Here is a 22,216-nt window from a genome sequence, read left to right as displayed (position 1 = left end):
GGCGCAGCAGTTCGTGCCTTGTTTCTACTTATGCCCCCGCCACTGCATACGGCGTGAACCGGCTTTCGTTCTCGTTCACATCCAGCGGCCGCCCGATGAACGGGAACGCCCGCTGCGGGCAGGCCACGCGCTCGCACACCTTGCAGCCCATGCCGATGGGCGTGGGCACGTCGGGGTCCTTCAGGTCGAGGCCCTTGGCGTAGACCAGGCGCGGGGCGTGGCGGATGTCGCAGCCCAGGCCGATCGAGAAGGTCTTGCTCGGTGAACCGAAGCCGCGCTGGCCGTGCGACACGGTGCGCGCGATCCACAGGTAGGCGCGGCCGTCGGGCATGCGCGCCAGCTGCGGCAGCACGCGCCCGGGCTGCGCGAAGGCCTCGTACACGTTCCACAGCGGGCAGGTGCCGCCGGTCTTCGAGAAGTGGAAGTGCGTGGCCGATTGCCGCTTGGAGATGTTGCCGGCCCGGTCCACGCGGATGAAGAAGAAGGGCACGCCCGATGCGCCCGGGCGCTGCAGGCTGCTCAGGCGGTGGCACACGGTTTCGAAGCCGACGCAGAACTGGCGCGCGAGCAGGTCGATGTCGTAGCGCAGCGCCTCGGCCGCCTGCAGGAACGGCCCATACGGCAACAGCACCGCGGCCGCGAAGTAGTTGGCCAGCCCGATGCGTGCGAGCGCGTGGGCCGGGGCGTCGCCGAAATCGGCCTGCACGACCAGCGATTCGATGAGCGCGGCCTGCTCCAGCAGCGCGAGCTGCGTGGCCAGCTGGAAGGCCTGCTGGCCCGGCTCCAGGCCGGCCGACAGGCGCAGCACGCGGCGGGCCGGGTCGTAGCGGCGCTGGCTGTCGAGCGCGCCCTCCGCTTCGTCGCCCGGCACCACGCGCACGCCGTGGGCCGAAAGAAGCCGCTGCTGGAGCCATTCGGCGAGCGGTCCGCCCTGCGCATGGGCCTGCGCCGCGAGCGCTTCGGCGGCGGTGTCGAGCGGGTCGAAATGGTTCTGGTGCGCAAAGAAGAAATCGCGCACCACCTCGAAGGGCATGGGCCGGCTGCGCGAGATGTCGCCGCGCCCGTCGCCGAGTTCGGCGGCCATGAGCTCCAGCCGCTCCTGCGCCTCCTGGTGGCGGCGGTGCAAGGCCAGCAGCGCACGCGCCACGGCCGGCATCTGCGACGCCACCTCGCGCAGCTCGGGCAGCGCCACGGCCTCGCCGCCGGGGTTGTCCGCCAGCGCCTCGCGCATGCGGGCCACCAGCCGCGCCTCTTCGTCCTCGGAGAACTGCTGCACGTCGACGCCGAGCGTCTTGCTGATGCGCAGCAGCACGGCCACGGTGAGCGGGCGCTGGTTCTGCTCGATCTGGTTCAGGTAGCTCGGCGACAGGCCCAGCATCTGGGCCAGCGCCACCTGCGTGAGGCCGCGTTCGGCGCGCAGCGTGCGCAGGCGCACGCCCATGAAGGTCTTGCTCATCGGGTCACCTCGTGGGTCTTTGCGATATTCGCAATATTTGCAAAATCAGCCGTCTTCATTCGCAATGATTTGCCAATTCAGGCCTTCATTATGTAGGTTCGATTGCGTAAATTGCGAAGCATGACAAACCGATCCGCCGCCATCGAGCTGACCGACATCGTGTTCCCCGAGCACGCCAACCACTACGGCACGCTGTTCGGTGGCAACGCCCTGCTGCTGATGTCGAAGGCCGCCTTCCTCGCCGCGCGCACCTTCGCGAAATCCGACGTGGTGATGGCCAGCCTGGGCGACGCGCAGTTCCTCGCACCCGTGCCTGTCGGCCATGTGCTGCGCCTGCGGGCCTGGGTGACGCGCGCCGGGCGCAGCTCGCTCACGGTCTGCGTCACCGGCGCGGCCGAGCCGCCCGACGGCGAAGCCCGCCCTTCGCTGAAAGGCCTGTTCGAGATGGTGGCCGTCGATGGCCGCGGCCGTCCCGCGCGCCTGCGCAACACCTACCTGCACCCCGTGCCCACAGACAAGGAACCCGCATGAACGACACCGCCACCCCCACCGGCTTCAAGCCCAAGAAATCCGTCGCCCTGTCGGGCGTGACCGCCGGCAACACCGCCCTGTGCACCGTGGGCCGCACCGGCAACGACCTGCACTACCGCGGCTACGACATCCTGGACATCGCCGAGGTCTGCGAGTTCGAGGAAATCGCGCACCTGCTGGTGCACGGCAAGCTGCCCACGGCCGCCGAACTGCGCGCCTACAAGGCCAAGCTCAAGGCCATGCGCGGCCTGCCCGCGAGCCTGAAGGAGGCGCTGGAGCAACTGCCCGCCAGCGCGCACCCGATGGACGTGATGCGCACCGGCGTCTCGTCGCTGGGCTGCCTGCTGCCCGAGAAGGAAGACCACAACCTGCCCGGCGCGCGCGACATCGCCGACCGCCTGATGGCCTCGCTCGGCTCGATGCTGCTGTACTGGTACCACTGGTCCACGCAGGGCCGGCGCATCGAAGTGGAAACCGACGACGACTCCATCGGCGCGCACTTCCTGCACCTGCTGCACGGGCGCAAGCCCAGCGCGCAGTGGGAGCGCGCGATGCACACCTCGCTCAACCTCTATGCCGAGCACGAGTTCAACGCCTCCACCTTCACGGCGCGCGTGGTCGCGGGCACGGGCTCGGATGTGTACTCGGCCATCACCGGCGCCATCGGCGCGCTGCGTGGCCCCAAGCACGGCGGCGCGAACGAGGTGGCCTTCGAGATCCAGAAGCGCTACGACGCGCCCGACGAGGCCGAGGCCGACATCCGCCGCCGCGTCGCCGCCAAGGAGGTCGTGATCGGCTTCGGCCACCCCGTCTACACCGTGAGCGACCCGCGCAACGTGGTCATCAAGGGCGTGGCGCGCACGCTGTCGCAGGAGGCCGGCTCGACCAAGATGTTCGACATTGCCGAGCGGCTCGAGGCCGTGATGTGGGACGTGAAGCAGATGTTCCCCAATCTCGACTGGTTCAGCGCCGTGAGCTACCACATGATGGGCGTGCCCACGGCCATGTTCACACCGCTGTTCGTCATCGCGCGCACCTCGGGTTGGGCGGCGCACATCATCGAGCAGCGCATCGACAACAAGATCATCCGGCCGAGCGCCAACTACACGGGCCCCGAAGACCTGAAGTTCGCGCCGATCCAGGATCGGAAGTAAAAACACGAGAAGAAGAAAAGCGCCCGTGCCTGCGCGCGGGTGCCGAGCGACAAGCGCCCCATGAACACCGACTACCGCAAGAACCTTCCCGGCACCGCGCTGGACTACTTCGATGCGCGCGAAGCCGTCGAAACCATCCAAGCCGGCGCCTGGGCCCCGATGCCCTACACCGCGCGCGTGCATGCCGAGAACCTCGTGCGCCGCTGCGACCCGGCGATCCTCGTGCAAAGCCTCACGCAGCTCATCGAGCGCCGGCGCGACCATGACTTTCCGTGGTTTCCCGCGCGCGTGGTCTGCCACGACATCCTCGGCCAGACCGCGCTGGTCGACCTGGCCGGCCTGCGCGACGCCATCGCCGAACAGGGCGGCGACCCGTCGCAGGTGAACCCCGTGGTGCCGGTGCAGCTCATCGTCGACCACTCGCTGGCGGTAGAGTGCGGCGGCTTCGACCCCGATGCCTTCGCGAAGAACCGCGCCATCGAGGACCGGCGCAACGAAGACCGCTTTCACTTCATCGAATGGACGAAGCGGGCCTTCCGCAACATGGAGGTGATCCCGCCGGGGAACGGGATCATGCATCAGATCAACCTGGAGCGGATGTCGCCCGTCGTGCATGCGCAGGACGGCGTGGCTTACCCCGACACGCTGGTGGGCACCGACAGCCACACGCCGCACGTCGATGCGCTGGGCGTTGTCGCCGTGGGCGTGGGCGGGCTCGAGGCCGAGAACGTGATGCTCGGCCGTGCCTCGTGGATGCGGCTGCCCGACATCGTCGGCGTGCGCCTGGCGGGCCGGCCGCAGCCGGGCATCACGGCCACCGACGTCGTGCTGGCGCTCACCGAGTTCCTGCGCGCGGCGAAGGTGGTGGGCGCCTACCTGGAGTTCCACGGCGAAGGCGCGGCCAGCCTCACGCTGGGCGACCGCGCGACCATCTCCAACATGGCGCCCGAGTACGGCGCCACCGCTGCGATGTTCGCCATCGACACGCAGACGCTCGACTACCTGCGTCTCACGGGCCGTGCCGACGAGCAGGTGCGCCTGGTCGAAAGCTATGCGAAGCAGGCGGGCCTGTGGGCCGACACGCTCAGCGAAGTCGAGTACGAGCGCGTGCTGCAGTTCGACCTGTCGAGCGTCGTGCGCAACATGGCCGGCCCGTCGAACCCGCATGCGCGCGTGGCCACCGCCGACCTCGCGGCACGCGGCATCGCCGCCCCGTGGGACGACGTGCCTGGCCAGATGCCCGACGGCGCGGTGATCATCGCGGCCATCACCAGCTGCACCAACACCAGCAACCCTCGCAACGTGATCGCCGCGGGCCTGCTCGCGCGCAACGCCAACCGCGTGGGGCTGGCGCGCAAGCCGTGGGTCAAGACCTCGCTGGCACCCGGCTCGAAAGCGGTCACGCTGTACCTGGAAGATGCCGGCCTGATGGGCGAACTCGAACAGCTCGGCTTCGGCGTGGTCGCCTATGCCTGCACCTCGTGCAACGGCATGTCGGGCGCGCTCGATCCGGCCATCCAGCAGGAGATCGTGGAGCGCGACCTGTACGCCACCGCCGTGCTCTCGGGCAACCGCAACTTCGACGGGCGCATCCACCCGTATGCGAAGCAGGCCTTCCTCGCTTCGCCGCCGCTGGTGGTGGCCTACGCGATTGCGGGCACGGTGCGCTTCGACATCGAGAAGGACGTGCTCACCGTCATCGACGGCAAGGAGATTCGCCTCAAGGACCTCTGGCCGAGAGACGAAGAGATCGACGCCATCGTCAAGGCCAGCGTGAAGCCCGCGCACTTCCGCCAGGTGTACGAGCCGATGTTCGCGATCCAGCCCGACACCGGCGAGCAGGTCGCGCCGCTGTACAACTGGCGCCCCGCCTCCACCTACATTCGCCGCCCGCCCTACTGGGAAGGCGCGCTGGCGGGCGAACGCACGCTCACGGGCATGCGCCCGCTGGCGATCCTGCCGGACAACATCACGACCGACCACCTCTCGCCATCGAACGCGATCCTGCTTGACAGCGCGGCCGGCCAGTACCTGCACCGCATGGGCCTGCCCGAGGACGACTTCAATTCCTACGCCACCCACCGCGGCGACCACCTCACGGCGCAGCGCGCGACCTTCGCCAACCCCACGCTGAAGAACGAGATGGTGCGCAAGGCCGACGGCACGGTGCGCGCCGGATCGCTGGCGCGCGTGGAACCCGAGGGCGAGGTGATGCGCATGTGGGAGGCCATCGAGACCTACATGCTGCGCAAGCAGCCGCTGATCATCGTGGCTGGCGCCGACTACGGCCAGGGCTCGTCGCGCGACTGGGCTGCCAAGGGCGTGCGGCTGGCCGGCGTGGAAGCGATCGCGGCCGAGGGCTTCGAGCGCATCCACCGCACCAACCTCATCGGCATGGGCGTGCTGCCGCTCGAATTCAAGCCGGGCACCAACCGCCTCACGCTGGGCCTGGACGGCACCGAAACGTACGATGTGACCGGCGCACGCACCCCGCACGCCGACCTCGTGCTGGTCGTGCACCGCCGCAACGGCGAACGGCTCGACGTGCCCATGACCTGCCGCCTCGACACCGCCGAAGAGGTCTCCATCTACGAAGCCGGCGGGGTGCTGCAGCGCTTCGCGCAGGACTTCCTCGCCGCCACGAAAGCCGACTGACGATGCCGCACCTTCCGCAGATCAAGATCCCCGCCACCTACATGCGCGGCGGCACCAGCAAGGGCGTGTTCTTCCGCCTGCAGGACCTGCCCGAGGCCGCGCAGGTGCCGGGCCCGGCGCGCGATGCGCTGCTGCTGCGCGTGATCGGCAGCCCCGACCCCTACGGCAAGCAGATCGACGGCATGGGCGCCGCCACGTCGAGCACGAGCAAGACCGTCATCCTCTCGAAGAGCGAACGGCTCGGCCATGACGTGGACTACCTGTTCGGGCAGGTGTCGATCGACCGGCCTTTCGTCGACTGGAGCGGCAACTGCGGCAACCTCTCGTCGGCCGTGGGCCCGTTCGCGATCAGCAACGGCCTCATCGATGCGGCTCGCGTGCCGCGCGATGGCGCGGCCGTCGTGCGCATCTGGCAGGCCAACATCGGCAAGACCATCGTCGCGCACGTGCCGATGACCGGCGGCGCGGTTCAGGAGACCGGCGACTTCGAACTCGACGGCGTGACCTTCCCCGCGGCCGAGGTGCAGCTCGAATTCATGGACCCCGCCGCCGAAGAAGACGGCGCGGGCAGCGCGATGTTTCCGACCGGCAATCTCGTCGACGACCTGGACGTGCCCGGCCTCGGCACGCTGCAGGCCACGATGATCAACGCCGGCATCCCCACCGTCTTCGTGAACGCCGAGGCGCTCGGCTACACAGGCACCGAGCTGCAGGACGCGATCAACGGCGACGACGCCGCGCTCGCTCGCTTCGAAGCCATCCGCGCACACGGCGCGCTGCGCATGGGCCTCATCCGCACGCTCGACGAAGCGGCCAGCCGCCAGCACACGCCCAAGGTCGCCTTCGTGGCGAAGCCGGCGGGCTACACCGCATCGAGCGGCAAGGCCGTGGCGGCCGGCGACATCGACCTGCTCGTGCGCGCGCTGTCGATGGGCAAGCTGCACCACGCCATGATGGGCACGGCGGCTGTGGCCATCGGCACGGCCGCCGCCATTCCCGGCACGCTGGTGAACCTCGCGGCCGGCGGCGGCGCGCGCGAGGCCGTGCGCTTCGGCCACCCTTCAGGCACCTTGCGCGTGGGCGCGCAGGCCAGCCAGGTCGATGGCGAGTGGCAGGTGACCAAGGCGGTGATGAGCCGCAGCGCCCGCGTACTGATGGAAGGCTGGGTCCGTGTGCCCGGCGACACCCTTTGAGCTTTCAGATCCATTCACAGGAAATCCCGATGTCGACTCGCAAGACCCTCCGTTCCCTGGCCGAGGCCCGCCGCGGCGTGCTGGTGCCGGGCGCCTTCAACGCGCTGTCGGCGCGTGTCATCGAAGACCTGGGCTTCGAGGCCCTCTACGTCACCGGCGCGGGCGTCACCAACATGTGGTTCGGCCTGCCCGACCAGGGCTTCATGGGCCTGCACGAGATCGCCGACCACACGGCGCGCATCCGCGACGCGGTGAACCTGCCGCTGATCGTCGATGCCGACACCGGCTTCGGCAATGCGCTGAACGTGCGCCACACGGTGCGCGTGCTGGAGCGCGCGGGCGCCGACTGCATCCAGTTCGAGGACCAGGTCGCGCCCAAGCGCTGCGGCCATTTCTCGGGCAAGGAGGTGATCTCCACCGAGGAAGCGGTCAACAAGATCAAGGCCGCCGTCGATGCCCGCACCGACCCCGACCTGCTCGTCATGGCGCGCACCGACGCGGCGGCGACGCTGGGCTTCGAGGCCGCGATCGAGCGCGCACAGAAGTTCAGCGAGGCCGGCGCCGACATCCTGTTCGTCGAGGCCGTGACCACGGCCGACGAGATCCGCGCGCTGCCGCAGCGGCTGGCGAAGCCCCAGCTCATGAACATGGTGATCGGCGGCAAGACGCCGATCTTCGGCGCCGAGGAACTCGGCGGCCTCGGCTACGGCATCGTGCTGTACGCCAACGCCGCGCTGCAGGGCGCGCTGGCCGGCATGCAGAAGGCGCTCACGGTGCTGCGCGACACGCGGCGCATGGACGAAGACCCGTCGCTGGTCGCGCCCTTCGCCGAACGGCAGCGGCTGGTGCGCAAGCCCGAGCTCGATGCGCTCGACGCGCGCTACGCCAGCTGAGTTTCTCTACAGAGAATCCTTCAGCTTCGCGCGCAGCCGGCTCACCGCCTGGCCGTGCAGCTGGCACACGCGCGACTGGCTCACCTCGAGCACCGCGCCGATCTCGCGCAGGTTCAGCTCTTCCTCGTAGTAGAGCTTGAGCAGCAACTGGTCGCGCTCGGGCAGCGCGCCAATGGCGTCCACCAGCTGGTGGCGAAAGCCGCTTTCGAGCAGGCGCGCCAGCGGGTCGTCGAAGTCGCCGCGCCCCTTGCGCGCCTCTTGCGCATGCAGATCGAGAAAGGGGTTGTCGGGGTCGCCCTTGGCGAAGTCTTCCACGTACAGCAGCTGGCAGCCCTGGATGTCCTGCAGCATCGACTGGTAGGTGTCCAGGTCGACCTTCAGCTCCTTCGCGATCTCGCCTTCGGTGGGTGCGCGGCCCAGCCGGTGGCCCAGTGCCTGGATCGCCTTCTCGATGCCGCGCGCCGACTGGCGCAGTCCGCGCGACCCCCAGTCGCTGGCGCGCAGCTCGTCGAGCATGGCGCCGCGGATGCGCTGGCTGACGAAGGTCTCGAACTGCGCGCCGCGGTGGTCCTGGTAGCGGCTCGACGCATCGAGCAGGCCGAGCATGCCGGCCTGGATCAGGTCGTCCAGCTCCACGCTGGCCGGCAGCCGCGCCATCATCTGCAGCGCGATGCGGCGCACCAGCGGCTGGTGCTGTTCCAGCAGATGCGATTTCTCGATGGTGCCCTGTGCGGTGTACACGGCCGTCCGTCCTCGTGGTCGTGCCTCAGGCCGCGAGCGCCTGCGGGAACACGGCCGGCCGTGCGGGCGTGCGCCAGGTCCAGCGGCCCATGTCGTCGGCGATGGCGCGGAAATCGACCGCCGCCGCGCTGGCCGCAAAGGCCTCGACCACGGTCTGGCGCAGCCGCGCCGCATCAGAAAGCCACGGGTCGGTGCGCACCCAGCCCACGGGCAGCAGCGACAGCGCAAGATAACGGCTCGCCGCCTGCGCGAGGTTGTGCATGACCTGCTGCGCGGTGCCCGCATCGGCCACGCCGTTGAGCAGGAAGCGCAGCTGCTTCAGCGCATGCGCGCGGTGCAGGCGCTTGATGCCCGCGTAGGCCGAGGTGATGGCCGCCGGGTGCGGTTGCAGCACCAGCAGCAGTTCGTCGGCGCTTTCCGCCAGTGGCGACAGGCGGCCTTCGTCGTCGAAGGCCGCATCGACGAGCACGATGCCGCGCGGCCACAGCGTGCGCGGGTCGAGGGTCGCGCCGGGCGATGCGGGCAGCACCTGCACGCCGCACACCGCGCTCGCAGCGGCCTGATCGATGCGCAACCGCCGACTCGCCACATCGGCCAGCGTGCCGCGCGGGGCCAGCGCCCACACATCGCACACCGAGCGCAACTTCGGATGGTGTTCGTCGAGCAGCAGCACGTCCTTGCCCTGCTGCGCCAGCGCCGCGCCCAGGCTCATCGCGGCCGTGGTCGCGCCCGCGCCGGGGCCCATGCCCGCGACGGCGACGACGCGCACCGGCGCCTGCCCGAGCAGCCGGCGCAGCCCGTCGGCTTGGTCCGTGACGCGTGCGCTCATCGCCTTCAGCCCAGGCGCTCCAACGCGCGCGGCGCTTGCGCAGGCGCTGCCGATTCGGTGCCCAGCGCATCGAGCAGCAGGAACAGCTTGCCCACGCCCGCGTACAGCGCGCCGCCCGTCAGCGCACGGCCGGCGCGCGTGGCGCGGCCCGTGAGCTGGCCCAGCAGCAGGCGCGTGCGGTCGGCCCATTCGCCCTCGGCCTGCAGCAGGCGCCACACGGTGGTCGTGACCTGGCCGGCAACGAGCAGGCGCTTCATCATGTGCGGATCGCCGGGCTCGCCCATGCCGCCCACCAGTTGCACGCCGTCGCGCAGCAGGCGGAAGCACGGCTCGGCGTCGGCGGCCCAGCCCTGCCATTGCGCGAGCTGCGGTGCGCCGACCTCGTCGCCCAGGTTGGTGAGCACGCAGGTCTGCGACAGCAGCTTGCGGCTGCGCGCATCGACCACGCGCACGGCCACGCAACGCAGCGTGGGCAGGGTGTCGCGGTCGATGGTGGTGCGTGGCAGCACCTCGACCTGCGCTTCGCATTGCAGCGCGGCCTTGCCGCGATAGCGCACGGGCCGTTCGGTCGCATCGTCGAACACGACGGCCAGGCGCGCGAGCGTGGTCGCAGCGCCGGTGTGTACGTCCGTCACGGCCGTGCCGCCGGGCGCACGCGCCAGCCACTTCGAGCCCTCGGCCTGCCACGCCAGCATCTGTTCGACCGCCGGCGGCTTGCCCAGCACATGCACGAGTCGCTTGCCAAGATCCTGTTGCTGCAACCACTGCGCCTGACGCTGGCCCGGTGCGGCCGACTGGCGCGCCGCGGCGGTCGAAAGCCACTGGTTCGGCGCAGCCAGCGGCAGGCCGCTGCGGTCCGACAGCAGCAGGCTGCCGTGGCACACGTAGGCATCGCCGCTGTCGGTCGCACGCAGGCCCACCTGCCCGGCCAGCGCGAGGACGTGGGTGTCGCATCCCGCAGCCACCTCGCCACGCGCGAACGCCGACAGGTCGTGCAGCACAGCCTTGGCATCGATGGCCTCGTCACCGGCCTGCCGCCACAGCGTGCGCGCGCCATCGAAGCCGATGTGCGCACCAGCCAGCGCGCCGGCCGTCGTCGCCAGCTCCTGCGCGTCGTGCGCCATCGCACGGATCAGGCTCTGGTAGCGCAGGCGCAGGCGATCGGTCTCGCCCTGTGCCTGCGGCGAAGGCGCGGCCTCGTCGGGCAGGTCGGCTTCCGCCGGCACGAAGAGCGGGCTGTGCTGGCGCGGCTGGAACACGCTGTCCACCAGCTGCACGCGGTCGGCGCGCAGCAGGTTCTCGGGCACCTTCTGGCCGCCCGAGATGTAGTGCACCGGCAGGCGGTGGCGGATCACGGTGTCGATCAGCGCGCCCGGGTGCGTGGCCTCGTCGACCTTGGTGAAGATGCAGCCCGCCAGCGCATGGCCCTGGCGGTAGGCGTGCACCACCTCGTTGAGCGTGTCGCCGTGGCTGGTGGCGTTGAGCAGCAGCAGCCGCTTCACCGGCCGCTGGCTGCTGCCGAGCATGGCGATCTGCTCGGGCACGGCGCGGTCGCGCTGGCTCATGCCGACGGTGTCGATGAGCACCATGTGGCGGTCGCGCAGGTCGTGCAGAACCAGCTGCAGGTCGGCCGCGTCCTTCACGGCATGCACCGGCACGTTGAGGATCTGGCCGTAGATGCGCAGCTGCTCGTAGGCGCCGATGCGGTAGCTGTCGGTGGTGACGAGCGCGAGCTTGTCGGCGCCGAAGCGCATCACGCAGCGCGCGGCCAGCTTGGCGGTGGTGGTGGTCTTGCCGACGCCGGTCGGGCCCATCAAGGCATAGACGCCGCCCTGCGCGAACAGCGCGTCTTCGTCTTCATGCACCGGCACCGCGCGCACGAGCTCGGAGCGCACGAAGGCCATGCCGTCGGCGTAGCTCTGGCCCGTGGGCAACTTCTCGAGCATGGCCTTCGACAGGCGCGCGCTGAAGCCGGCGCCCAGCAGCGTGCGCAGCAGGCGACCGCGCACCGGGTCGCGGCGCTGGCTGTCGCTCCAGACCACGCTGGCGAGCTGTTCTTCGATCATGCCGCGCATCGAATGGAGTTCGCTGAGCACGGTCGGGTCGGCGGATGCGGCCGTGACAGGCACGACTGCGGGCACCGCGGCCTGCACCGTCTGCTGCACATCGCCCTCGGCCATGGCGACGATCTCGACGCCCTGCGCCGTGGCGCGGTGCGTGAGCACGATGGCCTCGGCGCCGAGCGATTCGCGCACCAGGCGCAGGGCCTCGCGGCCGGTGGCGGCGACGAATTTGCGTGCGGTGGTGCGCACGTCGGTCTGTGGATTCAAACGGCTCGTCCTCCAATGGCGGCGGTGATCTTGATGGTCCGGGCGTCAGGGATCTCGGCGTGCGAGAGCACCTTGAGCTGCGGCAGGCTGCGCCGCAAGAAGCGCGACAGCAGCACGCGCAGCGCGTGCTGCACGACCAGCACCGGCGCCAGCCCCATCTGCTCCTGGCGCACCATGGCGGCCTGCGCCTGCTTGAGCAGGTTGTCGGCAATGCCCGGCTCGATGCCGCTGCTGTTGTTCAGGGCCTGCTGCAGCACGCTGTCGAGCGAGCCGTCCAGGCCGATCACCTGCATCTCCTCGTCACCCGGGAACAGCTGCTGCGTGATGGCGCGGCCCAGCGCCAGGCGCGTGAGCGTGGTGAGCTCGGTCGGATCTTTCACCGTGGGCGCGTGCTCGGCCATCACATCGAGGATGGTCCGCATGTCGCGGATCGGCACCTCCTCGTCGAGCAGGTTCTGCAGCACCTTGTGCAGCGTGCTCAGCGACAGCACCTTGGGCACCAGGTCTTCGGTGAGCTTGGGCGCGGTCTTGGCGATCTGGTCGAGCAGCTGCTGCACTTCCTGGCGACCCAGCAGTTCGGCCGCGTGGGTGTGGATCAGGTGGTTCAAGTGCGTGGCCATCACGGTGCAGGCATCGACCACGGTGTAGCCGTACACCTGTGCCTGCTGGCGCAGGCTGGCGTCGATCCAGGTGGCCTCCAGGCCGAAGGCCGGGTCGCGCGTGGGCGTGCCCGTCAGCGTGCCCGTCACCTGGCCGGGGTTGATCGCCATCCACTGGTTGGGGAAGGCCTCGCCGCGGCCGATCTCCACGTCCTTCAGGCTGATGACGTAGGCGTTGGGCTTGATCTCCAGGTTGTCGCGGATGTGGACCACCGGCACCAGGAAGCCCAGCTCCTGCGCGATCTTCTTGCGGATGCTCTTGATGCGGCCCAGCAACTCGCCCTGCTGCGACTGGTCCACCAGCGGGATCAGCCGGTAGCCGACCTGCATGCCCAGCGGATCAACCATCGCCACGTCGTCCCAGGTGGCTTCGGCCTGCTCGGCCGCGGCGGGCACGCCCGCCCCTTGCGTCGCGGCGGCGGCCTGTTGCGCGGCGGCCTGCGGCTTGCGCTGCACCAGCCGCTTCCCGAGCCACACCAGGCCGCCCGCGATGAGCAGGAAGGCCAGGTTCGGCATGCCCGGGATCATGCCCAGCAGGCCGACGATGCCCGCCGTGAGGAACAGCACCTGCGGGTTGGAAAAGAGCTGGCCCGTGAGCTGGCTGCCCACGTCCTCGTCGGTGGTCACGCGCGAGACGATCACGCCGGCGGCAGTGGAGATCACCAGCGCCGGAATCTGCGCCACCAGGCCGTCGCCGATGGCCAGCAGCGTGTAGGTCTTGCCGGCCGTGGAGAAGTCGAGCCCGTGCTGCAGCATGCCCACCACGAGCCCACCGATGATGTTGATCACCATGATGAGCAGGCCTGCGATCGCGTCGCCGCGCACGAACTTGCTGGCACCGTCCATCGAACCGTAGAAATCGGCCTCCTGCGCCACTTCGGCGCGGCGCTTGCGGGCGATCTCCTCGCCGATCAGGCCGGCGTTGAGGTCGGCGTCGATCGCCATCTGCTTGCCCGGCATGGCGTCGAGCATGAAGCGCGCGCCCACCTCGGCGATGCGGCCCGCGCCCTTGGTGATCACCATGAAGTTGATGAGCACGAGGATGATGAACACCATCACGCCCACCGCGAAGTTGCCGCCCACCAGGAAGTGGCCGAAGGCCTCGATCACCTTGCCGGCCGCGTCGGGCCCGGTGTGGCCGTGCATGAGCACCACGCGCGTGGAGGCCACGTTGAGCGACAGGCGCAGCAGCGTCGAGAACAGAAGCACCGCAGGGAAGGCCGCGAAGTCCAGCGCCTTCATCGTGTACATGCTCACCAGCAGCACCATCACCGACAGCGCGATGTTGAAGGTGAACAGCAGGTCGAGCAGGAAGGGCGGCAGCGGCAGCACCATCATGCTCAGGATGAGGATGATGAGGATCGGGCCCGCCAGGCCCTTGAACTGCGAGCCGGAGAAGATCCGCGCCGGCAGGCGCATCAGGTCGTTCAATCCGTTCATGCGACCGCCGGCGAATACTGCAGGTCGGCCGGCACCGGCAGGTCGGTCGGCGTGCGCGGCGCCTCGCCACCCTCGCTGTTCCATCGCTTGAGCTGGTACACCCAGGCCAGCACCTCGGCCACGGCGGTGTACAGCCCTGCGGGAATTTCCTCGCCCAGCTTCGTGTGCCGGTACAGCGCGCGCGTGAGCGGCGGCGCTTCGAGGATCGCGACCTTGTGTTCCTTGGCCATCTCGCGGATGCGCGCGGCCACCAGCTCGGTGCCCTTGGCGACCACGCGCGGTGCGCGCATGTCGCTGTCCAGGTACTGCAGCGCGACGGCGAAGTGCGTCGGGTTGGTGAGCACGATGTCGGCCTTGGGCACCTCGGCCATCATGCGGCGGCGTGCCATCTGCTGCTGTTGCCGGCGGATCTGCGCCTTGATGTGCGGATCGCCTTCGCTTTCCTTGTGCTCCTGGCGCACGTCCTCGCGCGACATGCGCAGCTTGCGGTAGTAGTTCCAGAGTTGAAACGGCACGTCGACGAGCGCGACGAGAAAGAGCGTGGCGGCGATCAGCGCACAGTGCTTGGCCACCAGCACCAGTGCATGCGGCAGCGCCTCGTGCGCGGGCTGCGACATGAGCGCCATCACGGCCTCGATGTCGTCCACGATGACCCACCATGCCACGCCGCCGATGAGCGCCGACTTGGCCAGCGCCTTCACGAGTTCGGCCAGCGCCTGCGCCGAGACCATGCGGCCGATGCCGGCCAGGGGATTGAGCTTGCCGAAGTTGGGCGCGACGGCCTTGCCGGAGAACATCCAGCCGCCGAGCATCAGCGGCGCGGCCACGGCGGCCACGACCATCATGGCGAACAGCGGCCCGATGGCCATGAGTGCATGCAGCACCATGAGCCCGCTCTGCGAGAGCATGTGCGCGGGGTCGAAGGCGCTGGCGCGTTCGAACTGCAGGCCGCGGCGCAGCGCGCCGCTCAGGCTCGCGCCGAGCGACTCGGCCGCCAGCCACAGGCCGGCGCTCGCGGTGGCGAGCATGACGAAGGTGGTGAGCTCGCGCGAACGGGCCACGTTGCCTTCCTCGCGCGCCTTCTCCAGGCGCCGCTCGGAGGCGGGTTCCGTTTTCTCGAGATCGCTTTCCTCAGCCATTCATGCTCCGAACCAGCACTGGCGAAGTACGCCTTGCCCAGAACCAAATTATTGGATCCGGTGGTGCGGAACAATCTGCCGATCAGGGCCGGTATCGCCCTGCAATTCGGCCAATCAAGAGGCTCGGGAAAGGCTCAGAACCCGAGGCTTTCGAGCAGGTCGTCGACCTGCGCCTGGTCGGTCACGGCGTCGGGGTTGCCGGGCTTCACCTGCGGCCCGTTCTGCAGGCTCTGCACGGCCTCGTGGCGCTTCTCGGGCGGCGAGTTGTCGATGAGCACCTGCAGCAGCTGCGTCTCGACGTCGTTCACGACTTCCATCATCTTCTTGATGACCTGGCCGGTGAGGTCCTGGAAGTCCTGCGCCATCAGGATCTCCATGAGCTGCGTGTTGATGGCGCTGGCGCGCTGGGGCACGTCGTTCAGGTAGCCGCGCGTGTCCAGCACGAGCTCGCGCGCCTGGTCGAGTTCGATCGGGTTCTCGAACCACTGGTCCCAGCGCTGCGTCAGGGCCTTGGCGTCGGTGGCCAGGGCTTCCTGCAGCGGCTGCGCCACGTCGATGGCGTTGAGCGCGCGGTGCGCCGCGCGCTCGGTGGTGGCCGCCACGTAGTTGAGGCGGTCGCGCGCATCGGGAATGGCCTGCGCGGCCTTGGCCACCTGCTTGTCCAGGCCCAGCTCGCGCAGGCCTTCGCGCAGCTGGCGCGTGAGGTGGCCGATGCGGCCCAGCAGCTCTTCGGTGGTGTTGTTGGTGGCGTCTGCCGCGCCGGCGGTGTCCTGGCTCATGCCTTGGCCAGCTTCTCGAAGATCTTGGTGATCTTCTCTTCCAGCGTCGCCGCGGTGAAGGGCTTCACCACGTAGCCGTTGGCGCCGGCCTGCGCGGCCGCGACGATGTTTTCCTTCTTGGCTTCGGCCGTGACCATCAGCACCGGCAGCGTCTTCAGCTCAGGGTCGGCGCGGATGGTCTGCAGCATGGTCAGGCCGTCCATGTTGGGCATGTTCCAGTCGGAGACCACGAAGCCGAAGCTGCCGCCGCGCAGCTTCTCCAGGCCGGCCACGCCGTCCTCGGCCTCGTCGACGTTGAGGAACTCCAGCTCCTTCAACAGGTTGCGCACGATGCGCCGCATGGTCGGGAAGTCATCCACCACCAGAATCTTGATGCTCTTGTCGATCACGATTTTTTCCAGCTCCACAGGTCGTTGTTCAAACTCGTCATACCCGGTTCGCACGTTCACCGAACGTGCGAAGGTGCGCCATCACGCGGCGACTGATCTCGTTCAGCGGCGACACCTCGTCCACCGCGCCCAGCGCCACCGCCTCGCGCGGCATGCCGAAGACCACGCAGCTGGCCTCGTCCTGCGCCAGCGTGTGCGCGCCCGCGCGCCGCATGCGCAGCAGGCCCTCGGCGCCGTCCTTTCCCATGCCGGTGAGGATGATCCCGATGGCGTTCTTGCCCGCGTGCTTCGCGGCCGAATCGAACAGCACGTCGATCGACGGCCGGTGGCGGTTCACGGGCGGCTCCTGGTCCAGGTGCGCCACGTAGTTCGCGCCGCTGCGCGCCAGCGACAGGTGAAAGCCGCCCGGCGCGATGTAGGCATGGCCCGGCAGCACGCGCTCGCCCTGCTCCGCCTCCTTCACGCGGATGCGGCACAGGCCGTCCAGGCGCTGCGCGAAGGAGCGCGTGAAGCCGGCCGGCATGTGCTGGGCGATGAGCACCGCGGGCGCGTCGGGCGGCAGCGGCTGCAGCACCTCGCGGATGGCCTCGGTGCCGCCGGTGGAGGCGCCGATGATGAGCAGCTTCTCGGTGCTCAGCAGCGGGCTGCGCAGCAGTGCCTCGGGCGCCGCCTCGTGGGCGGGCCGCGTCGCCGTGGCCGCTGGGCGCGCGGGCAGCAGCCGCGCACTGGCGGCCGTGCGGATCTTGCCGGCGATGAGCTCGGTGTAGTTGAGCAGGCCGTCGCGCACGCCCAGGCGCGGCTTGGTCACGAAGTCGATGGCGCCCAGCTCCAGCGCGCGCAGCGCGATCTCCGAGCCGCGCTCGGTGAGCGAGGACACCATCACCACCGGCATCGGCCGCAGGCGCATGAGCTTCTCGAGAAACTCCAGGCCGTCCATGCGCGGCATTTCCACGTCGAGCGTGAGCACGTCGGGGTTGGTGACCTTGATGAGGTCGCGCGCCACCAGCGGGTCGGCCGCGGTGCCGACCACGGTCATGTCGCTCTGGCTGTTGATGATCTCGCTCATCACGCTGCGGATCAGCGCCGAATCGTCGACGCAGAGCACCTTGATCTTTTTCTTGCTTGGCAGGCTCACCGGCTTCCTTTGGTTCTGTCGATCTCGTGCGGCGCGGCGGGCACCGACAGCCGGCGCAGCAGCTCGCCTTCGTCGCGGCGCACCCGCAGCACCTCGGTCTGCGCGCGCAGGCGGCGCACCACGGCCTTGCCGCTCTCGGGCAGGAAGCACACGCGGCGCGCGTGCGGCCCGCGCAGGTCCTGCGCCGCCACCTCGATGCGTTCCGCCTCCAGGTAGCGCAGCACGAAGTCGGCATTTCGGTCGCCGATGTTGAGCGTGGTCATGCCGGCCAGCACCGCGCCGCCGCCGAACACCTTGGCCTGCAGCCGCTCGCGCCGCGCGCCCGCGCGCACCAGTTCGCGCACCAGCACGTCCATGGCGTAGGCGCCGTAGCGCATCGAGCCGCCACCGGGCTCGCCGTCGTCGGGCAGCATGAAGTGGTTCATGCCGGCCACGCCCGCCTGCGCGTCGTGCAGGCAAGCGGCCACGCAGGAGCCGAGCACGGTGCTCAGCACGGTGTGGTCGGTGGTCACGTAGTACTCCGAGGGCAGCAGCTTGACGGCCATGCGCCCGACATCGCGGTCGAAGTAGTGGTGGCTCGCCAGGCTCATGCGGTGCCCGGCGTGCGCGACAGCTCGTACACCGTCTGCCCCAGCGGGCGGAAGGCCGGGTTGACGAGCGAGGCGTTCTCGGAATGCCCGGCGAACAGCAGGCCGCCCGGCTTGAGCAGCGGCGCGAAGCGGTCGAGCACCTTCTTCTGCGTCGGCTTGTCGAAATAGATCATCACGTTGCGGCAGAAGATCGCGTCCACCGGCTCCTTCACCGACCAGGCGCTGTCCAGCAGGTTGACGCGCGAGAACTTCACCAGCGTGGCGACCTCGGGGCGCACGCGCACCTTGCCGGCGTTGGTGCCGGTGCCCTTGTTGAAGAAGCGACGCAGCCGCTCGGGCGACAGGCGCCGCACCTGCTCGGTGGTGAAGACGCCGGTGGCGGCCTTGGCCAGCACCGCGGTGTCGATGTCGCTGGCGATGACGCGGGCCGAACCCGCGCGCTCGCCCAGCGCCTCCATCAGCGTGATGGCGATCGAGTACGGCTCCTCGCCCGTCGAGGCGGCGGCGCACCACACGGTGACCGGGCCCGGGCGCTTGCGCACATGGTCGGCCAACGTGGGAAAGTGGTGCGCCTCGCGAAAGAACGAGGTCAGGTTGGTGGTGAGCGCGTTGATGAACAGCTGCCACTCGTCGCCGTCGTGGCGCGCCTCGAGCTGGTCCAGGTACGGCGTGAACGCCGGCAGCTGCAGCTCGCGCAGGCGCCGCGACAGCCGGCTGTACACCATCTGCCGCTTCTGCTCGCCCAGGGCGATGCCGGCGCGGCGATGGATGAGGGTCCGGATTCTGGAAAAGTCGTGGTCGGTAAAGTGGAACTCGGTCGTCACAGCCAGCCTGGAAGCGTGACTTTCAATGGTCACAGCAACCGCCGTTTCCAATCGGCCGATCAGACGCGCAAAAGCCTTGCATTTCCGGGGGTCAGGCGGGCGGCGCGGTCACGGCCGGGCCGGCGTCGAGCGCCCACACCAGCGCCGACAGCTGCGCGGCATTGACCTGCGCGGCGCTCAGGAAGAGCGCCTCCGACAGGCGCGCGGCGCGGCCGTCGTCGGTCTCGCAGCTTTCGGCCAGCGCCACGAAGGGGCCGTAGACGCCGCTGCGCGACAGAATCGCCTGCTGCACCGCCTCGGTGAGCTGCACCTTGCGCAGCACGCCTTCCATCGGCACGCCCAGCAGCTGGTCGAGCAGCGAGAACATGCCCGCCACGAACAGGTTGTCGGCCTCGCCGGGCGGCAGCATGCCCTGCCCCATCAGCTCGACGAAACGCCCGCGCAGGATGGCCTTCTTCATCATGAAGGGCGAGCTCACCTTGTTGCTGGTGGCCAGCAGCAGCGACAGCCAGCGGTACAGCGGCGAGTAGCCGAGCATGGCGACCGCATGGCGCAGCGAGTGGATCTCCACCGCCAGGCCGACCGAAGGCGAGTTGATGTAGCGCAGCAGCCGGTAGGTGAGCGCGGCGTCGTGCTTGAGCGCGCCCTCGATGGCGCGCACGTCCTCGTTGCGCAGGATCATCTGCATCAGGTGCACGATGAGCTGCGACTCGGGCTGCAGCGCGTCGGCGCTGTCGCGCGCCGGCGGCAGGCGCACGGCGCCGTCGACGAAGACCTGCACGCCGCGTGCGGCGCAGGCCTCGAACTCGGCCCAGTTCGCCACGCGCGCGGCGATGGGCGCCGGGCCGGCGGGCGACACGTCCGCCAGCAGGGAGGGCAGCACCTCGCGGTGCGTGACGATGGCGCGCAGCTCGTCGTCGTCCGGCAGCGCGACGCCGCCGCACAGCATGAAGCCGAAGCCCTGCTCGCGCAGGAACAGCAGGATGGAGCGCATGTCGGCGTCCATCAGCTCGTCGGCCTTCATGCACAGCACGACGTTGCGCGGCGGCAGCGACTGCAGCTCGCTCTGGAACAGCGCATCGACGGTGACGTCGACGAACACCCTCTGCGCGCCCAGCAGCCAGCCGTGGCCGCCCGGGTTCAGGTGCAGGCCCAGCGTGTCCATGAGCGCCTTGACGCCCGCCGCCGCACCCGCGTCGGTGCCCTGCCCGGCCGCGCGCCAGGCCATGCGGTAGCCGACCACGCGGCGCTTGCCGTCCAGCAGCATGGCGTAGGCCACGTGACCGTCGGCACCCACTGCAGGCGCGATGGCGGGCGTTGCGTCGGCTTGCGCGCCGTTGCCGTCGACGCCGGGGCGCCGGAAGAAATCGAACCTCATGCGGCCGTCCCTCGCGTCGGGATCAGGACGCCAACGCGTCGGTGCGGCGCGCCGCGCCCGCCAGGGCCGCCGCGCTGGCGGCCTGCGCGCGCTGGATGCGCGGCATCGCGCCCACGTCGACGATGAAGGCCACGCTGCCGTCGCCCACGATGGTGGCGGCCGAGATGCCCGGCACCTTGCGGTAGTTGGTTTCCAGGTTCTTCACCACCACCTGGTGCTGGCCGAGCAGCTCATCGACCAGCAGCGCGAAGCGGCTGTCGTCGGCCTGCACGATCACCAGGATGCCCTGCGTGGGCTGCGTCTGCGCGCCGGCCACGTCGAACACGCGGTGCAGCTCGATGAGCGGCAGGTACTCGCCGCGCACGCGGATCACGTGGCCGTCGGCGGTGATGGAATGCAGGTGCTCCGGCAGCGGCTGCAGCGACTCGATGACGTAGCTCAGCGGCAGGATGTAGGCCTCGCTGCCCACCCGCACCGACATGCCGTTGAGGATGGCCAGCGTGAGTGGCAGCACGATGCGCGTGGACGTGCCCTGGCCGCCGCGCGAATGGATCTCCACATGGCCGCCCATCTCCTGGATGTTGCGCTTGACCACGTCCATGCCCACGCCGCGCCCCGAGATGTCGGTGACCTGCTCGGCCGTGGAGAAGCCGGGCGCGAAGATCAGCTGCCACACCTCTTCGTCGGGCATGGCGTCGCTCACCGGCAGCCCCTGCTGGCGCGCCTTGTCGAGGATGCGCTCGCGGTTCAGGCCCGCGCCGTCGTCGCTCACCTCGATCACGATGTTGCCGCCGTGGTGCTGTGCCGACAGCAGCAGCTGGCCGGTGGCGTCCTTGCCCTTGGCCAGGCGCACCTCGGGGGCCTCGATGCCGTGGTCCAGGCTGTTGCGCACCAGGTGCGTGAGCGGATCGACGATGCGTTCGATGAGCCCCTTGTCGAGCTCGGTTTCCTTGCCGTAGGTGTCCAGGCGCACCTGCTTGCCGAGCTTGGCGCTCACGTCGCGGATCACGCGCGGGAAGCGGCTGAACACGTAGTCCATCGGCATCATGCGGATGGACATCACCGATTCCTGCAGGTCGCGCGCGTTGCGCTCCAGGTGGCCCAGGCCGCTCAGGAAGCGCTCGTAGGCCACGGGGTCCAGCACGGTCGCGGCCTGCGTGAGCATCGACTGCGTGATGACGAGCTCGCCCACGAGGTTGATGAGCTGGTCGACCTTTTCGACGTCGACGCGGATGGAGCTGGACTCCTTGGCGCTGGCGGGCGCAGACGCGGCGGCGGCCGATGCAGGGGCCGGTGCGGCGGGTGGCGGCACGACGGGCTCTGCCACTGCGACCACGGGTGGGGCAACGTCGGCCACTTCGCGCGTGATGTCGATCTGCGACTCGTCGATGACGAAGCAGCACACGGCCACGATGTCGTCGGGGTCGCAGGTGGTGGCCAGCCGCACGGTCAGCTGGTCGTTGCTGCGCGTGCGCGTCAGCACGGTGCCCAGGTTGGCCAGCTCGCCGGCGAGCAGATCGCATTCGCTGTCGGACAGGCGCGCGAAGCGCACGACCAGCACGCCGTCGCTGCTGCCGCCTTCCTCGGTCGGCGCAGCGGCTTGCACGACAGGCGCCGGTGCAGGCGCGGGCACCGCCACGGGTGCGACGGCATTGTTCTCCATCGCCAGCTGCTGCAGCACGCCGCAGATGTGGGCGACCCTCTCGGCGTCCGGCTCCTTGCCGGCCTGGTAGGCGGTGAGTTGTTCTTGCAAGGCGTCCTTCGTTTCCAGAAAGGCATCGATCATCGGAGCGCTCAGGTGCAGCTGCCCGTGGCGGGCCCTGTCCAGCAGCGTTTCGAGCACGTGCGTGGTGTGGGTCAAGGCGGTGAAACCGAACGTGGCCGCGCCGCCCTTGATGGAGTGCGCCGCGCGGAAGATGGCGTTGAGCTGCTCGCCGTCGGGCGCCTCGACGTCGAGGTCGAGCAAGAGCTGCTCCATCTCCGCCAGCAGCTCGATGGCTTCGACGAAGAAGGCCTGGGTGAATTGACTGAGGTCCATCTGTGGTGCTCCGGGGCCCGCGCTCGCGCACATTCACGCACGCAGGCCGCTTCCTTGTTCTTG

18 protein-coding genes are annotated in these 22,216 nt (G+C 69.5%); 5 read left to right on the top strand and 13 right to left on the bottom strand.

The features are described 5' to 3' along the window. Window positions 1-28: 28 nt before the first annotated feature. Window positions 29-1,456: a short-chain fatty acyl-CoA regulator family protein gene (locus AC3WQM_RS06780; RefSeq protein WP_492677426.1), complete on the bottom strand. Its 1,428-nt coding sequence runs from the start codon at window positions 1,454-1,456 to the stop codon at window positions 29-31. 120 nt (window positions 1,457-1,576) lie between these two features. On the opposite strand from AC3WQM_RS06780, the gene AC3WQM_RS06775 reads away from it, so the two are divergent. From AC3WQM_RS06775 to AC3WQM_RS06755, 5 genes are read left to right on the top strand one after another with little or no spacing between them, the layout of a single operon-like run. After that, complete coding sequence (locus AC3WQM_RS06775; protein ID WP_492677425.1) at window positions 1,577-1,987, top strand: acyl-CoA thioesterase; 411 nt, start codon at window positions 1,577-1,579, stop codon at window positions 1,985-1,987. Further along, on the top strand, window positions 1,984-3,141 hold the full coding sequence (prpC, locus tag AC3WQM_RS06770) for a bifunctional 2-methylcitrate synthase/citrate synthase (RefSeq protein WP_062469421.1): 1,158 nt from the start codon (window positions 1,984-1,986) through the stop codon (window positions 3,139-3,141). Before AC3WQM_RS06775 ends, prpC begins: the two co-directional genes overlap by 4 nt. A 60-nt stretch (window positions 3,142-3,201) precedes the next feature. Continuing rightward, window positions 3,202-5,796 carry a Fe/S-dependent 2-methylisocitrate dehydratase AcnD gene (gene acnD / locus AC3WQM_RS06765; RefSeq protein WP_492677424.1) on the top strand — a complete coding sequence of 865 codons (2,595 nt, stop codon included), beginning with the start codon at window positions 3,202-3,204 and terminating at the stop codon, window positions 5,794-5,796. A gap of 2 nt (window positions 5,797-5,798) precedes the next feature. After that, on the top strand, window positions 5,799-6,989 hold the full coding sequence (gene prpF / locus AC3WQM_RS06760; protein WP_492677423.1) for a 2-methylaconitate cis-trans isomerase PrpF: 1,191 nt from the start codon (window positions 5,799-5,801) through the stop codon (window positions 6,987-6,989). A gap of 29 nt (window positions 6,990-7,018) precedes the next feature. Next, window positions 7,019-7,882 carry an isocitrate lyase/PEP mutase family protein gene (locus AC3WQM_RS06755; RefSeq protein WP_492677422.1) on the top strand — a complete coding sequence of 288 codons (864 nt, stop codon included), beginning with the start codon at window positions 7,019-7,021 and terminating at the stop codon, window positions 7,880-7,882. 6 nt (window positions 7,883-7,888) lie between these two features. On the opposite strand, the gene AC3WQM_RS06750 is transcribed toward AC3WQM_RS06755, so the two are convergent. From AC3WQM_RS06750 to cheA, 12 genes are all read right to left on the bottom strand, one after another. Then, complete coding sequence (locus tag AC3WQM_RS06750; RefSeq protein WP_070061574.1) at window positions 7,889-8,623, bottom strand: RNA polymerase sigma factor FliA; 735 nt, start codon at window positions 8,621-8,623, stop codon at window positions 7,889-7,891. A 25-nt stretch (window positions 8,624-8,648) separates the two neighbouring features. Then, window positions 8,649-9,452, bottom strand: a complete 804-nt coding sequence (locus AC3WQM_RS06745) for a MinD/ParA family ATP-binding protein (RefSeq protein WP_492677421.1) — start codon at window positions 9,450-9,452, stop codon at window positions 8,649-8,651. A gap of 5 nt (window positions 9,453-9,457) precedes the next feature. Continuing rightward, entirely contained in the window at window positions 9,458-11,782 is a 2,325-nt protein-coding gene (gene flhF, locus AC3WQM_RS06740) for a flagellar biosynthesis GTPase FlhF (protein WP_492677420.1), read from the bottom strand. After that, complete coding sequence (gene flhA, locus AC3WQM_RS06735; protein ID WP_492677419.1) at window positions 11,779-13,881, bottom strand: flagellar biosynthesis protein FlhA; 2,103 nt, start codon at window positions 13,879-13,881, stop codon at window positions 11,779-11,781. The genes flhF and flhA overlap by 4 nt, the downstream gene beginning before the upstream one ends. Beyond that, window positions 13,878-15,020: a flagellar biosynthesis protein FlhB gene (gene flhB / locus AC3WQM_RS06730; protein WP_095744088.1), complete on the bottom strand. Its 1,143-nt coding sequence runs from the start codon at window positions 15,018-15,020 to the stop codon at window positions 13,878-13,880. Before flhB ends, flhA begins: the two co-directional genes overlap by 4 nt. Window positions 15,021-15,154: 134 nt before the next feature. Beyond that, window positions 15,155-15,799 (bottom strand): protein phosphatase CheZ, encoded by a 645-nt coding sequence (gene cheZ, locus AC3WQM_RS06725; protein WP_062469395.1) that lies wholly within the window; start codon window positions 15,797-15,799, stop codon window positions 15,155-15,157. After that, a complete protein-coding gene (cheY, locus tag AC3WQM_RS06720) occupies window positions 15,796-16,188 on the bottom strand; it encodes a chemotaxis response regulator CheY (RefSeq protein ID WP_056582361.1) in 393 nt (130 codons plus the stop codon). Before cheY ends, cheZ begins: the two co-directional genes overlap by 4 nt. Window positions 16,189-16,225: 37 nt before the next feature. Next, on the bottom strand, window positions 16,226-17,317 hold the full coding sequence (locus AC3WQM_RS06715) for a protein-glutamate methylesterase/protein-glutamine glutaminase (protein ID WP_487850382.1): 1,092 nt from the start codon (window positions 17,315-17,317) through the stop codon (window positions 16,226-16,228). A gap of 2 nt (window positions 17,318-17,319) precedes the next feature. Further along, entirely contained in the window at window positions 17,320-17,913 is a 594-nt protein-coding gene (gene cheD / locus AC3WQM_RS06710) for a chemoreceptor glutamine deamidase CheD (protein ID WP_095946640.1), read from the bottom strand. Beyond that, window positions 17,910-18,737 (bottom strand): CheR family methyltransferase, encoded by an 828-nt coding sequence (locus tag AC3WQM_RS06705; protein ID WP_492677418.1) that lies wholly within the window; start codon window positions 18,735-18,737, stop codon window positions 17,910-17,912. Before AC3WQM_RS06705 ends, cheD begins: the two co-directional genes overlap by 4 nt. A gap of 91 nt (window positions 18,738-18,828) precedes the next feature. Further along, the gene (locus AC3WQM_RS06700; protein ID WP_492677417.1) at window positions 18,829-20,115 is read right to left on the bottom strand and encodes an EAL and HDOD domain-containing protein; all 1,287 of its coding nucleotides are present in this window, start codon (window positions 20,113-20,115) and stop codon (window positions 18,829-18,831) included. Window positions 20,116-20,137: 22 nt separating this feature from the next. After that, complete coding sequence (gene cheA / locus AC3WQM_RS06695; protein WP_492677416.1) at window positions 20,138-22,153, bottom strand: chemotaxis protein CheA; 2,016 nt, start codon at window positions 22,151-22,153, stop codon at window positions 20,138-20,140. Window positions 22,154-22,216: the final 63 nt, after the last annotated feature.

This window comes from Variovorax sp. FW301-JW7 (genome assembly GCF_058788795.1).
This window is presented reverse-complemented; position numbering and strand designations above follow the sequence as displayed.